This window comes from Geomonas azotofigens, from assembly GCF_018919395.1.
GTDB classification, from domain to species: domain Bacteria; phylum Desulfobacterota; class Desulfuromonadia; order Geobacterales; family Geobacteraceae; genus Geomonas; species Geomonas azotofigens.
This window is the reverse complement of sequence record NZ_JAHLME010000005.1, coordinates 1-12,583: the sequence shown is the minus strand read 5'-3', so window position 1 is coordinate 12,583 and position 12,583 is coordinate 1. Positions and strand designations below refer to the sequence as shown.

Here is a 12,583-nt window from a genome sequence, read left to right as displayed (position 1 = left end):
CGCAAGGTGTATGTCCCAAAACTACCTATAGCAGGGCGTGCTCAATGGATACAATCGACCATGAAGAAATCCGGCAACTGTTTGACGACTACCAGAGGATGTATGGGGCCGGCGCGACAACCGTATTCAGCGAGAACTTTTCCGGATTTACCGGAGGGGGATAAGCTGATCAAAGACCGGGATGAATGGGTCGCGATAATGTGTGCAGGAAATCAATAGATTATAGGGGGATTACATGAAGATCAGATTGTTTGCAGTGTTATTCACAGTCCTTTCGGCCTGTCTGGTTGTTGCCGGGTGTGGGACGGACAATTCCGCTACGAGCACTCCTATCGACTATTCAAAGGCTGCCAATTGGCTGTCCGTGCCATCACAGCTTGATCCCGTTAAAAATGTCGATGTCTTCTACGTCTATCCGACTGCGTACTTTGCCGGCTCGGGGGATCCGATTGTCGGGCGAATAGACAACGCCAACATGGTAGCCGGTGCAAAATCATGGTTTCAGAGACAGGCTACCGCCTTTGCCGCTGTCGGCAATATCTACGCTCCCTACTATCGGCAGGCAGATGCCTTCTACACGCTGGCTTTGCCGACTACAGAGGCCGTGTATGACTTTATCAGCGGGACACCGGCCACGGATGTTACCGCAGCGTTCGATTACTACATCAAAAACTACAACCACAACCGGCCATTCATTCTTGTGAGTCATTCCCAGGGTTCAACGGTAACCGCGCTCCTGCTGCAAAACTACATGAAAGCCAATCCAAGCGTCTATCAGAGGATGATTGCCGCCTACGCCATCGGCTGGTCCTTCACGCAGGATTATTTCGACCGGAACCCCCATCTGAAATTCGCCCAGGGGGCGGATGATACCGGTGTGATCGTCTCGTACAACACCCAAAGCCCTTCCTTTACGGGCAGGAACCCCGTGGTCTTCCCCGGTGCCATGGCAATCAACCCGATCTCCTGGACCAGGACGGCAACACAGGCTCCCGCCTCAGCCAATGCGGGCTCGCTGCGCCTATACGATGCAACCGCAACGGCGCCGTTCTACCAGGGCGATGTCATAATCCCCGTGCAGACCGTAGCCGGCTATGCAGATGCGCAAGTCGCCGCAATCGACCCGGTCACGAGCGCTCTCGATCCGACCTCTTCGACAAATGTGGTGCTTTGCTCAACCGTTGACCCGGCAACCTTCAAGCGCCCGAGTCCTGTCGCGCCCGGCTTTTACCACAGCTATGACTACCCGTTCTATTACGGCAACCTTGCCGCCAACGCCGCCAACCGCACTGCCAGGTTTCTCAACCCGTAATGGAGAACCACCATGAAACGCATACCGCGGTTCAGTCGCTTGATCTTTATGGTTTTGAACTTGGTGGTACTGCTGTTGGCGGGGTGTAGTGGAGGAAGCGACAGCACGCCGGCGAATGGACCCAGACCGGTTCTTTAAACTACCAGCGTCAAAACCATGCCGCGACTCTGTTGGACTCTGGAGGGGGGCTCATTACCGGAGATTCGGCGTACATGCTCGCGCCAGTACTTGGTTGTTTTTTCAGGGCTTTGACCTGCGTACGGTGATTATGTAGTCGAGCGAGAAAGAAAAAGGGGACAGGCTGCTTTTTTGCTGCCTGTCCCCTTTGTATTACTTCAGCGATTTTCTTTAGTGACGGTTTCTTGTGGCGTTTGCATCGATGGATGATCTCTCCTCAGCAGCATGGCCAATTCAAAAAACTCACCAGTCTACGCGCACTCGGAGTAGCCGCAGACGCGGCAGACGGCGCAGCCGCCTTCGTGCTCGACGACGCCGCCGCACTCGGGGCAGGCGCCTCTTTCGAAGCTCGGGGCCTCGATGACTTCGGCATGGCCGGTGATGGCCAGGTGCGCCTGGATCGCCTTGGCGACGGCGTCGGCGCAGGAAAGCACCTTGTTGTCGCCGAAACCGCTCGGGCTGTGGCAGGAGATCCCCAAAAGCTGCTTCACGACCTGGCGTGCCTGCACGCCGCTTCTCCAGGCCAAAGACACCATGCGGCCGATCGCCTCGCTCTGGCTCGCGGCGCAGCCGCCGGCTTTGCCCATGGTGGTGAAGACTTCGAAGAGGCCGGTGGCGTCCTCGTTGATGGTGATGTACAGCGGGCCGCAGCCGGTCTGCATCTGGTAGGTCCAACCCTTGAGCGCCTTGGGACGCTCACGCTTGATGCTGCGCTTCTCCTCCAGCGTGAGCGGAGCGGCCGCCTTGGGCTCCTCCTTCTTGCCGACGGAGAGCACCTGCTCGTCGCGGGAGCCGTCACGGTAGATGGTGACCCCCTTGCAGTTCATCTGGTAGGCGAGACGGTAGACCTCCTCGACGTCCTCGATGGTGGCTTCACGCGGGAAGTTCACGGTCTTGGAGACGGCGTTGTCAGTGTGACGCTGGAAGGCCGCCTGCATGGTGATGTGCTCTTCCGGGGTGATGTCGTGGGCGGTGACGAACACGTCGCGCACGTCCTCGGGAATGGCGCTGATGTCCTGCACGGTGCCGTGCTCGGCGATCCGCTGCATCAGCTCTTCGCTGTAGAAGCCCTGCTCCTTGGCGGCCTTCTCGAAGAGCGGGTTGGTCTCGACCAGGATGTTCTTGTCCATCACCTGGCGCACGAAGCTGACCGCGAAGAGCGGCTCGACGCCGGAGGAGGCGTTGGCGATGATGGAGATGGTGCCGGTCGGGGCGATGGTGGTGACGGTCGCGTTCCTGATGGGATCGGCGCCGGCCACGTCGTAGATGCTCCCCTTGAAGTTGGGGAAGGGGCCACGGGTCTTGGCGAGCTCACGGGAGGCGATCTTGCCTTCCTCGTTGATGAACTGCATCACCTTCTCGCCCAGTTCCACCGACTCCTCGGAGCCGTAGGGGATGCCGAGCAGGATCAGCATGTCGGCCCACCCCATGACACCCAGGCCGATCTTCCTGTTGGCGCGGGTCATCTCGTCGATCTGCGGCAGCGGGTAGTTGTTCACCTCGATGACGTTGTCCAAAAAGTGCACGGAGGTGCGCACGGTCTCTTTCAGCTTGTCCCAGTTCACCTTGCCGTGGGTCACGAACTTGCCCAGGTTGATGGAGCCCAGGTTGCAGGACTCGTACGGCAGCAGCGGCTGTTCGCCGCAGGGGTTGGTGGACTCGATCTCGCCGATGTGCGGGGTCGGGTTGTCCTTGTTGAGGCGGTCCAGGAAGATGATGCCCGGCTCGCCGTTCTCCCAGGCCTGCTTCACGATGCGGGCGAACACCTTGCGGGCGTTCAGGGAGCCGGCCGGCTTCTTGTCGCGCGGGTTGATCAGGGTGTAGTCCTTGTCAGCGTCGACGGCCTTCATGAACTCCTCGGTGATGCCGACCGAGATGTTGAAGTTGTTCAGCTGGCGCTGGTCGTTCTTGCACATGATGAAGTCCATGATGTCGGGATGGTCGACACGAAGGATCGCCATGTTGGCGCCGCGGCGGGTGCCGCCCTGCTTGATGGTCTCGGTAGCGACGTCGAACACCCTCATGAACGAGAGGGGGCCGCTGGAGATGCCGGTGGTGGACATGACCACGTCGTTGGCCGGGCGCAGGCGCGAGAAGGAGAAGCCGGTGCCGCCGCCGGACTTGTGGATCAGGGCGGTGTACTTGACGGATTCGAAGATTTCCTCCATGCTGTCGCCCACCGGAAGCACGAAGCAGGCGGAGAGCTGCCCCAGCTCGCGACCGGCGTTCATCAGGGTCGGGGAGTTGGGGAGGAACTCGAAGTTGGTCATCATGTTGTAGAACTTGTCGGAGAGGGCGGAGATGTCGGCCTTCTTGTCGAACACGGCGTCGGCCTGGGCGATCGCCGTGGCCACGCGACGGAACATGTCGGCCGCAGTCTCAAGGGGGGTCCCGCTCTGGTCCCTCTTCAAATAGCGCTTCTCCAGCACCGTCAGTGCGTTCTTGGTGAGACCCGGGATCTGCCCCTTCTCGACTGTTTTCTTCATAACCTTTCGTCCTCCTTGGGATATTCAACATGTAGCCATGTCATTTGCTTGAGACCCTACATTTTGTGGGCGGGCAGAAATAAACCACAAGATGTATGACGAAGTCAAGCGTTAATAGATTAAAATTTCGGAGTCTCATAAAAATCGAAATTGCCGATGTTTACACAGCTCGGCCATTTACAAGCGGGGCGGCGCTGTGATATTAATGTGTGGTTAATTTTCCTGCCGGGAGCCTCCATGACCCAGTGTGATTGCAACAGCCAGAAGGAGTCGCTTGAGTCGCAAGTGAAGGCGCTCAAGGATCTGATAGAGGTCGCTAAAGCCGTCGTCTCTACGCTCGACCTGGACACGGTGCTGCAGGCCATCCTCACCTCCGCGATGAGATTCGCCGAAACCCCGGCGGGAAGCGTCGCGCTCTACTACGACGCCAAGCGCGAGCTGAGCCTGCACGCGCACTCGGGGCTCACGGCGGACTTCGTCAAGAAGGAGCGCTGGGAGGTGACCGCCGGCGGACTCACCGAGCAGGTGCTCCGCGCGGGGGAGATCTTCTATATCGAGGACACCGAGAAGACTCCCTTCTTCAACAACCCGATCGCCCTCAACGAGGGGATCCGGTCGCTGGTCTGCGTGCCGCTCATCTTCCAGGAGCGCATCGTCGGTATCCTCTACCTGGACGATTTCGCCCCGAGGCGGTTCGACCGGGAGAAGCTGAACCTGCTCTCCATCCTGGCGTCCTTCGCCGCGATGGCGATCCACAACGCCACGCTGCACAAGCGGACCAAACTGCTGGCCATCACCGACTCGTTGACCGGGCTGCACAACCACCGCTACTTCAAGCAGTACTTCAGGCAGGAGATGGCGCGCGCCAAGCGCTACCACAAGCCGTTCTCCATCATCATGATGGACGTGGACGACTTCAAGAGCTATAACGACAGCTTCGGTCACGCCACCGGCGACCGGCTCCTGGAGCTGATGGGCGAACTGATCCTGCAGACCATCCGCGGCGTCGACGTCGCCTTCCGTTACGGCGGCGAGGAATTCATCGTGCTGCTGCCGGAGACGCGGCTGGACCAGGCCATCCTGGCGGCGGAGCGCCTGCGCGACAGCGTGCAAAACGGCACGACCGGGAGGCTCGTCGAGGGGGCGAGCCGCGGCGTGACGGTGAGCATCGGCGTCGCGAGCTATCCGGAGAACGCCGACAAGATGGACGAGCTGTTCAATATCGTGGATTCCCTGCTCTACCAGGCCAAGCGCCGCGGCAAGAACAAGGTCTACCACCAGGAAAGTCTCCAGATCCCGACGACATGAAAAGATACCTTACCCTTATCTGCGGGGGGCCGCTTCTGGCGGCCTTTTTGCTTCCCACCTTCGCCAAGGCTACGGTGGGCAGGCCCGACTTCGCCAAGGCTACGGCCGACACGCCTGCTTTCGCTGTCACGGCGGCGGGGGCGAATGATTATTCGCCCCTACAGGGGAGGGCTCTTGTTGTCGCTGCGGCGGGAGAGACGGACGCAACTAAGACTTCGGGCGCGCAGAGTGAGACGGCTGCTCCGGCGACACCTGCTAGCACCACGCCCGCTGCGACGGCAGCACCGCGACCTGAAGCGGCGTTCAAACCGCTCATATCTTACGGGGACCGGGTGCTGGCGGAGGACACGGTTTGGCGCGGGGAGGTGCTGGTGGAGGGGGCGGTCACCGTGGCTCCCCAGACGACGCTGACGGTGGAACCGGGAACGGTGGTGCGCTTCAAAAAAAGCGAGGGGCGCCCTCCCACCCTGGTGGTGCAGGGACGCATCGTCGCTTCGGGCACCAAGGACGACCCCATCCGCTTCACCTCGAACTTCGCCACGTCCGCGGCGGGGGACTGGTTGGGGATGACCCTTTTGGGGAGCGAGAAGAAGAACGTTCTCGAGAACTGCCGCATCGACGGGGCGCAGACGGGACTGGAAGCGCTGTTCTCGAACCTTACCTTGAAGGGTGTGCGCGCCGAGCGCTGCACCGTGGGGATGCGCTTCCAGGACGCCTTGGTGCAGATGGAAGCCGGCGGCGCCTCGGACTGCGATGCGGGTCTCATCTTCGCCAACAGCGAGGCCACCCTGCGCGGCTTGAACCTGATTGGCAACCACGCCGGCATTACGGCGCACAAGAGTTCCATCTACCTGCAGGACGGAAGTCTCGCCATGAACCGCGCCGCATTCTCGGGCGACAACTGCCGGGTGAAACTGGAGGGGGGGGCCGCGTTGGACAACGGCCGCGGCGTGACCCTTTTGGAGTGCGAGGGGAGCGTCAGCGGCATGAAGCTCGCGCGCAACAGCGATTACGGTCTCTCCTTGACCGCATCGCGGGTCCGGGTCAACGACAACCTGATCATCGGCAACGGCATGCAGGGGATCCTCGTTTTCGACGGTGCTGGCGTGGCCTGGGGCAACACCATCAGCGGCAACAGCGGGCACGACATCTACAACGCCGGGACGGAGGAGTTCCGCGCCCCCAACAACTTCTGGGGTGAGAGCGGTCCCACGATCTATGACAACGGCGGCCGCGGCAAGGTGACCATCGTGCCGCGGCTCAAAACGGCGCCTAACGGCAAGTGACATAACGGTTGTTCAAGAATCGTCTGCCACGGAGAAAAATCTGAGAACTTCGGAGCAAAACCTAACCATTAACAGGGAGAACATCTGAGGGGATCGGAGCAAACCTTTTCAGAAAGATGAACGTGCAGTTTCAGCAGTTGATGATGCAGGGTTAGAAGAGATGTAGCCGTCGGGAAACCGCGGCATGAGTGGAAGCAGGATAACGAACGTTGAACGTTCAACAGTTTTTGGAGAGAGCATGACACGCACAAACGGCCGCGCGGCCGACGCACTGAGAGAAGTGAAGATCACCCGCAACTACCTCAAACACGCCGAGGGCTCGGTTCTGATCGAGTTCGGCGACACCAAGGTCATCTGCAACGCGACCGTCGAGGCGAAGGTGCCCTCGTTCCTGAAAGGGAAGGGGACCGGCTGGGTGACCGCCGAGTACTGCATGCTGCCGCGCGCGACCCATACCAGGAACCAGCGCGAGTCCGCCAAGGGGAAACTCTCGGGGCGTACCCACGAGATCCAGCGCCTGATCGGCAGATCGCTGCGCGCGGTGGTCGATATGGAGAAGCTCGGTGAGCGATCCATCCTGATCGACTGCGACGTGATCCAGGCCGACGGCGGTACCCGCACCGCCTCCATCACCGGCGCCTACGTCGCGCTGGCAGACGCGCTGCAGACCCTGGTGAAGAACGGGGACCTGGCCGAGAGCCCGCTGCGCGAGGCGGTGGCCGCGGTGAGCGTGGGGATCATCGACGGCGTTCCCTTCCTTGATCTCGACTACCCGGAGGATTCCAGCGCCGAGGTGGACATGAACTTCGTGATGACCTCGTCCATGCGCTTTGTCGAGGTGCAGGGAACCGCCGAGGCGGAGCCGTTCACCCTCGAGCAGATGGACGCCATGCGCAGCCACGCCATGCTCGGGCTGTCCCGGCTCTTCGAACTGCAGCGGGAGGCGCTTCAGGCATGAAAGAGCTGCTGGTCGCGTCGGGCAACAAGGGGAAGCTGAAGGAATTCGCCGAACTTTTGCGCGGGGTGGTGGAGAGGATACTCTCTCCGGCCGATTTCCCGGATCTCCCCGATGTGGTGGAGGACGGGGACACCTTCGAGGCGAACGCCATCAAGAAGGCGCTCTCGGCGGCGAAGTTTACCGGCAAGCCGGTCCTGGCCGACGATTCCGGGCTGTGCGTCGACTATCTTGACGGGCGCCCCGGCGTCTTCTCGGCGCGCTTCGCCGGTGAGGATGCCAGCGACGCCGACAACAACGCGCTCCTTCTGAAGGAACTGACCGGCGTGCCGCGTGAGGAGCGCACCGGCGCGTTTCACTGCGTCATCGCGCTCTGCCTTCCCGACGGGACCTGCCAGACCTTCGACGGGATGCTGGCCGGGGAGATTTTGGAGGCGCCGCGGGGCGAGGGTGGCTTCGGGTACGATCCGCTGTTCCTGGTTCCCGAATACGGGCAGACCTTCTCGGAACTGCCCATGGAGATCAAGAACGCGATCAGCCACCGCGGCCGGGCCATGCAGATGCTGAAAGAGGCGTTGTCCTCGCAACAGGGGTAAGGCGAACGGCTTAACGCAAAGACGCCAGGGCGCGAAGGCGCGAAGATGAGGCAAAGGCGAAAAGACTGTATTTAACGCAAAGCCGCCAAGACGCAAAGGTGAAGCAAAGGAATTAAAACAAGGTGTACTACCAGGGACTAAAGGCTTGAAAGCGAAGACCGACGTGCTCCTGGTTGTCTTTGCGACTTTGCGGCTTTGCGTTAAATTTCGGGGGCATTTCAAGATCTGAAGAAATGCCGCGGGGGCTCAAAAAAAGGGCTTGCACGGCATCAGAGGCTGTGCTATAAACGTGCTTCTTGAATCGGGGTGTAGCGCAGCCTGGCTAGCGCACCTGCCTTGGGAGCAGGGGGCCGGAGGTTCGAATCCTCTCACCCCGACCACTCATTGCAGGCTTTACTTCTGCGCCTGTAGCTCAGTTGGATAGAGCAACGGCCTTCTAAGCCGTAGGTCAGAGGTTCGAACCCTCTCAGGCGTGCCACAATTGAATATGGTGGGTATGGTGAAGCGGTTAACACAAACGACTGTGACTCGTTCATACGTGGGTTCGAATCCCACTACCCACCCCAACCTATAAAGACGACCCCGTTTAAAAAGCGGGGTTTGTTGTTTCAGCTGCAAACCTCTGCGGGAGTGGCGGAATGGTAGACGCGGCAGCCTTAGGAGCTGTTGTCTTGCGACGTGCAGGTTCAAGTCCTGTCTCCCGTACCAGCAAAAAGTGAAGGCTTACCTCATGTGGGGTAAGCCTTTTTTTTGACCGAAAAAGCAAATCCCTCTGTCACCCCTTCGCAAAGGGGAGGACGCTCGTTCGCGTGCCGCGCTTCGTGAACAGCGGACAGAGGTCGCCGGAATTGCCGGGTCAACGTCTGCACCAGTTTATAATCACCAAGTAAAAGAAGCGGGGTTGGCCTGATAGCCATCCCCGCTTCTTTGCTTTTGGGCGACCTGTGGGGACAGTGGTGCCAACCGAGCTGAGGTAGCGCAACCGGTACGTAAAGTAGTTTTGGTTGCCCTTCCTATGTTTCGCTACACACCGCTGCCAGCGAGGCGAGCTACTCTCGTACACTCGGCAGGTGGGCGAGAGCGCGTGGCTGCCGTTTCATTCGCTCGCATGTGGGCGCTACAGGTTTTGCACGTCCACCACCGCGATGGCGGCCATGTTGACCACGTCATTCACGTCGTCGCCTCGCTGAAGCACGTGCACCGGCTTGTTCATCCCCATGAGGATCGGGCCGATCGCCTCGGCGCCACCGAGACGGCGCAAGAGCTTGTAGCAGATGTTGCCGGAGTTGAGGTCCGGGAAGATGAGGATGTTCGCCGGGGTCTTCAGTTTGGAAAAGGTGAAACCTTCGAGCAGGTCCGGCACCACCGCCGTGTCCGCCTGCATCTCGCCGTCGATGAGCAGGTCGGGCACGCGTTCCTTGACCAGTTCCACCGCCGTCTTCACCTTCTTCGCCTGCGGATGGTTGGCCGAGCCGAAGTTCGAGAAGGAGAGCATGGCGATACGCGGCTCGATGTCGAGCATACGCACCTTTTCGGCCGCGAGGATGGCCGTCTCGGCTAGCTCCTCGGCAGTCGGGTCGATGGATACCGTGGTGTCTGCCAGAAAGTAGACGTCCTTCTTGAACACCATCATGTAGAGGCCATGGACGCTGGAAAGACCGGCCTGCTTGCCGAGCACCTCCAGGGCAGGGCGGATGGTTTCCGGGTAGTGGGTGTCGATGCCTCCTAAAAGGGTATCGGCGTCCCCCTTGTGCACCATCATGGTGGCGAAGTGGGTCCTGGACTTGCGGCGCATGATGCGCTTGCTCTCGGTAAGCGTGATCCCCTTTCTTTGCCGCAGCTGGTAAAGCTCGTTGGCGTAAAGCTCGGTCAGCTCCGAGTCCGCCGGGTCGACGATGGGGACCTCCAGGTCCAGGTTCAGGTCGTCCATCTTCTGCTGGATCTTCTTTCTGTCCCCGACGAGGATGGGCTGGGCGATCCCTTCTTCCACCAGGGTCTGGGCGGCGCGCAGGATCTTTTCGTCCTCCCCCTCGGGAAAGACCACCTTCTTCGGATCGCTCTTCGCCTTGTTGATGATCATACGCATCACTTCCTTGGATTTGCCCTGCGAAGACTCCAACTGCTCGATGTACTTCGCCATGTCGGCAATGGGCATGCGCGCCACGCCGGTATCCATGGCGGCCTGGGCGATGGCCGGCGCCACGTGCAGCAGGACGCGCGGGTCGAAGGGCTTGGGGATGATGTAGTTCGCTCCGAAGCTGAACTTCTCGTTGCCGTAGGCCTTGGAGACGGAGTCGGGCACCTCCTCGCGGGCGAGTTTGGCCAGTGCGTGCACCGCGGCGAGCTTCATCTCCTCGTTGATGGCGGTGGCGCGCACGTCCAGCGCCCCCCTGAAGATGAAGGGGAAGCCGAGCACGTTGTTCACCTGGTTCGGGTAGTCGCTTCTGCCGGTAGCCATGATCACGTCGCCGCGCACCGCGTGTGCCTCCTCCGGGGTGATCTCCGGGTCGGGGTTCGCCATGGCGAAGATGATCGGGTTTGCGGCCATGGAGCGGACCATTTCCGGGGTGAAGGCACCCTTGGCGGAAAGGCCGAAGAGGACGTCGGCGCCGTTGGCCGCCTCTTCCAGGGTCCGGAAGGGGGTGTCGGCGGCGAAGAGTTCCTTGTAGGGGTTCATCCCCTCGACCCTGCCCTTGTAGATGACCCCCTTGGTGTCGCACATGATCATGTTGTTGGGTTTCACGCCCAGGGCGATGGCGAGCTTGGCGCAGGAGTTGGCCGAGGCGCCGGCGCCGTTCACCACGATCCTGATCTCCTCGATCTTCTTGCCCACGAGCATCAGTGCGTTCAGAAGGGCCGCGGAGCAGATGATGGCGGTGCCGTGCTGGTCATCGTGGAAGACCGGGATGTTCATGGTCTTTTTCAGCTCTTCCTCGATGTAGAAGCACTCCGGGGCCTTGATGTCCTCAAGGTTGATGCCGCCGAAGGTCGGCTCGAGGAGCTGGCACGCCTTGATGATCTCATCCGGGTTTTCGGTGTCGAGCTCGATGTCGAAGACGTCGATATCGGCGAAACGCTTGAAGAGAACGCCTTTGCCCTCCATCACCGGTTTGCCCGCGAGGGCGCCCAGGTTGCCAAGGCCAAGAACGGCAGTGCCGTTGGAAACGACGGCGACGAGGTTTCCCTTCGCGGTGTACGTGTAGGCGTGGTCCGGGTTTTGCTGGATGGCGAGACACGGCTCGGCGACACCCGGAGAGTAGGCAAGCGACAGGTCCGCCGCGGTCTGGCACGGCTTGGTCGCGATGACTTCGATCTTCCCTTTTCTCCCGCCGGAGTGGTAGTCAAGCGCATTAATCTTCTTACTCATTTAAGGGGTCTCCAAGATTTCGTCCGCTGCGGCTGACAATTGACGGGTATCCAGATCTGCAATGCCTCTCGCATCAGGTCGGAAATCGTTTTTTGTGATTGCCGGCACAGCATATTAAGGTTTTCGTGGTCTTCCTCGCTCACTCGTACCGACACGATGTGGTATTTGGGATTATCTGAATGCTTGAACATCTGGTCCTCCAAAAAAAACAGTTCAGACGATTACCGAGGCTGGTAAACCTTCAAAAGCGCCTGCGCCATCTCGGCCGGGGTCGCGGCGACGCTGATGCCGCACTCCTTGAGCACCGCCACCTTCTCGGTCGCGGTTCCCTTGCCGCCGGAGATGATGGCGCCGGCGTGCCCCATCCTCTTGCCCGGGGGGGCGGTCACCCCGGCGATGTAGGCCGCGACCGGCTTGGTCATGTTCTCCTTGACGAAGCGGGCGGCCTCCTCCTCGGCGCTGCCGCCGATCTCGCCGATCATGATCACCGCCTCCGTGTCCGGGTCCTCCTCGAACAGGCGCAGGCAGTCGATGTGGCTGGTGCCGTTGACCGGGTCGCCGCCTATCCCCACGCAGGTGGACTGCCCGAGACCGATGCAGGTCAGCTGCCAGACCGCCTCGTAGGTTAAGGTGCCGGAGCGGGACACGACGCCGATCTTGCCGGGCTTGTGGATGTAGCCGGGCATGATGCCGATCTTGCACTCGCCGGGGGTGATCACGCCCGGGCAGTTCGGCCCCACCAGCCGGGTCTTTTTCCCGACCAGGTACTGCTTCACCTTGACCATGTCGAGGACGGGGATCCCCTCGGTGATGCAGCAGACCAGCTCGACCCCGGCGTCGACCGCCTCCATGATGGAATCGGCGGCGAAGGGGGGCGGCACGTAGATGACGCTCGCGGTGGCGCCGGTCGCGTCGACCGCCTCGGCCACGGTGTCGTAGACGGGGAAGCCGTCGATCACCGTCCCCCCTTTGCCCGGGGTCACCCCGCCCACCATCTGGGTGCCGTACTCGCGGGCGCCCTGCGCGTGGAACAGGCCGGTCGCGCCGGTGATTCCCTGCGTGATGACCCTGGTTTCCTTGCCGATCAATATGCTCA

At 60.9% G+C, this 12,583-nt stretch carries 9 protein-coding genes and 4 tRNA genes; 9 read left to right on the top strand and 4 right to left on the bottom strand.

The window, feature by feature from the left end:
• Nucleotides 1-235 precede the first annotated feature (235 nt).
• Nucleotides 236-1,312 carry a DUF3089 domain-containing protein gene (locus KOL99_RS16295; RefSeq protein ID WP_216511529.1) on the top strand — a complete coding sequence of 359 codons (1,077 nt, stop codon included), beginning with the start codon at nt 236-238 and terminating at the stop codon, nt 1,310-1,312.
• Between the two features lie 428 nt (nt 1,313-1,740).
• Here the strand turns inward: KOL99_RS16295 and KOL99_RS16290 are convergent, their stop codons facing one another.
• Nucleotides 1,741-3,975: a vitamin B12-dependent ribonucleotide reductase gene (locus KOL99_RS16290; protein ID WP_216511528.1), complete on the bottom strand. Its 2,235-nt coding sequence runs from the start codon at nt 3,973-3,975 to the stop codon at nt 1,741-1,743.
• Between the two features lie 237 nt (nt 3,976-4,212).
• On the opposite strand from KOL99_RS16290, the gene KOL99_RS16285 reads away from it, so the two are divergent.
• The 8 genes from KOL99_RS16285 to KOL99_RS16250 all read left to right on the top strand — a co-directional run bounded on the left by KOL99_RS16285 (nt 4,213) and on the right by KOL99_RS16250 (nt 8,828).
• Nucleotides 4,213-5,283 (top strand): GGDEF domain-containing protein, encoded by a 1,071-nt coding sequence (locus KOL99_RS16285; protein WP_216511527.1) that lies wholly within the window; start codon nt 4,213-4,215, stop codon nt 5,281-5,283.
• A complete protein-coding gene (locus KOL99_RS16280) occupies nt 5,280-6,569 on the top strand; it encodes a right-handed parallel beta-helix repeat-containing protein (RefSeq protein WP_216511526.1) in 1,290 nt (429 codons plus the stop codon). The genes KOL99_RS16285 and KOL99_RS16280 overlap by 4 nt, the downstream gene beginning before the upstream one ends.
• 238 nt (nt 6,570-6,807) lie before the next feature.
• Complete coding sequence (rph, locus tag KOL99_RS16275) at nt 6,808-7,527, top strand: ribonuclease PH (RefSeq protein WP_216511525.1); 720 nt, start codon at nt 6,808-6,810, stop codon at nt 7,525-7,527.
• Nucleotides 7,524-8,120 (top strand): XTP/dITP diphosphatase, encoded by a 597-nt coding sequence (locus KOL99_RS16270; protein ID WP_216511524.1) that lies wholly within the window; start codon nt 7,524-7,526, stop codon nt 8,118-8,120. The genes rph and KOL99_RS16270 overlap by 4 nt, the downstream gene beginning before the upstream one ends.
• Before the next feature lie 302 nt (nt 8,121-8,422).
• A tRNA-Pro gene (locus KOL99_RS16265) sits at nt 8,423-8,500 on the top strand.
• 21 nt (nt 8,501-8,521) lie between these two features.
• A tRNA-Arg gene (locus tag KOL99_RS16260) sits at nt 8,522-8,598 on the top strand.
• Between the two features lie 12 nt (nt 8,599-8,610).
• Nucleotides 8,611-8,686, top strand: a tRNA-His gene (locus tag KOL99_RS16255).
• 58 nt (nt 8,687-8,744) lie between these two features.
• A tRNA-Leu gene (locus KOL99_RS16250) sits at nt 8,745-8,828 on the top strand.
• A 409-nt stretch (nt 8,829-9,237) separates the two neighbouring features.
• Here the strand turns inward: KOL99_RS16250 and KOL99_RS16245 are convergent.
• The 3 genes from KOL99_RS16245 to sucD all read right to left on the bottom strand — a co-directional run.
• Nucleotides 9,238-11,487: an NADP-dependent malic enzyme gene (locus KOL99_RS16245; RefSeq protein ID WP_216511523.1), complete on the bottom strand. Its 2,250-nt coding sequence runs from the start codon at nt 11,485-11,487 to the stop codon at nt 9,238-9,240.
• Complete coding sequence (locus KOL99_RS21850) at nt 11,484-11,678, bottom strand: ribbon-helix-helix protein, CopG family (protein ID WP_216511522.1); 195 nt, start codon at nt 11,676-11,678, stop codon at nt 11,484-11,486. Before KOL99_RS21850 ends, KOL99_RS16245 begins: the two co-directional genes overlap by 4 nt.
• 30 nt (nt 11,679-11,708) lie before the next feature.
• The coding region (sucD, locus tag KOL99_RS16235) for a succinate--CoA ligase subunit alpha (RefSeq protein ID WP_216511521.1) at nt 11,709-12,583 on the bottom strand (875 nt) is incomplete at its 5' end.

What these genes read in the sequence shown, in the direction of transcription:
- KOL99_RS16280 (WP_216511526.1), top strand. Translation starts at nt 5,280, where the DNA reads ATGAAAAGATACCTTACCCTTATCTGCGGGGGGCCGCTTCTGGCGGCC.
- KOL99_RS21850 (WP_216511522.1), bottom strand. Translation starts at nt 11,678, where the DNA reads ATGTTCAAGCATTCAGATAATCCCAAATACCACATCGTGTCGGTACGA.
- rph (WP_216511525.1), top strand. Translation starts at nt 6,808, where the DNA reads ATGACACGCACAAACGGCCGCGCGGCCGACGCACTGAGAGAAGTGAAG.
- KOL99_RS16285 (WP_216511527.1), top strand. Translation starts at nt 4,213, where the DNA reads ATGACCCAGTGTGATTGCAACAGCCAGAAGGAGTCGCTTGAGTCGCAA.
- KOL99_RS16245 (WP_216511523.1), bottom strand. Translation starts at nt 11,487, where the DNA reads ATGAGTAAGAAGATTAATGCGCTTGACTACCACTCCGGCGGGAGAAAA.
- KOL99_RS16270 (WP_216511524.1), top strand. Translation starts at nt 7,524, where the DNA reads ATGAAAGAGCTGCTGGTCGCGTCGGGCAACAAGGGGAAGCTGAAGGAA.
- KOL99_RS16295 (WP_216511529.1), top strand. Translation starts at nt 236, where the DNA reads ATGAAGATCAGATTGTTTGCAGTGTTATTCACAGTCCTTTCGGCCTGT.
- KOL99_RS16290 (WP_216511528.1), bottom strand. Translation starts at nt 3,975, where the DNA reads ATGAAGAAAACAGTCGAGAAGGGGCAGATCCCGGGTCTCACCAAGAAC.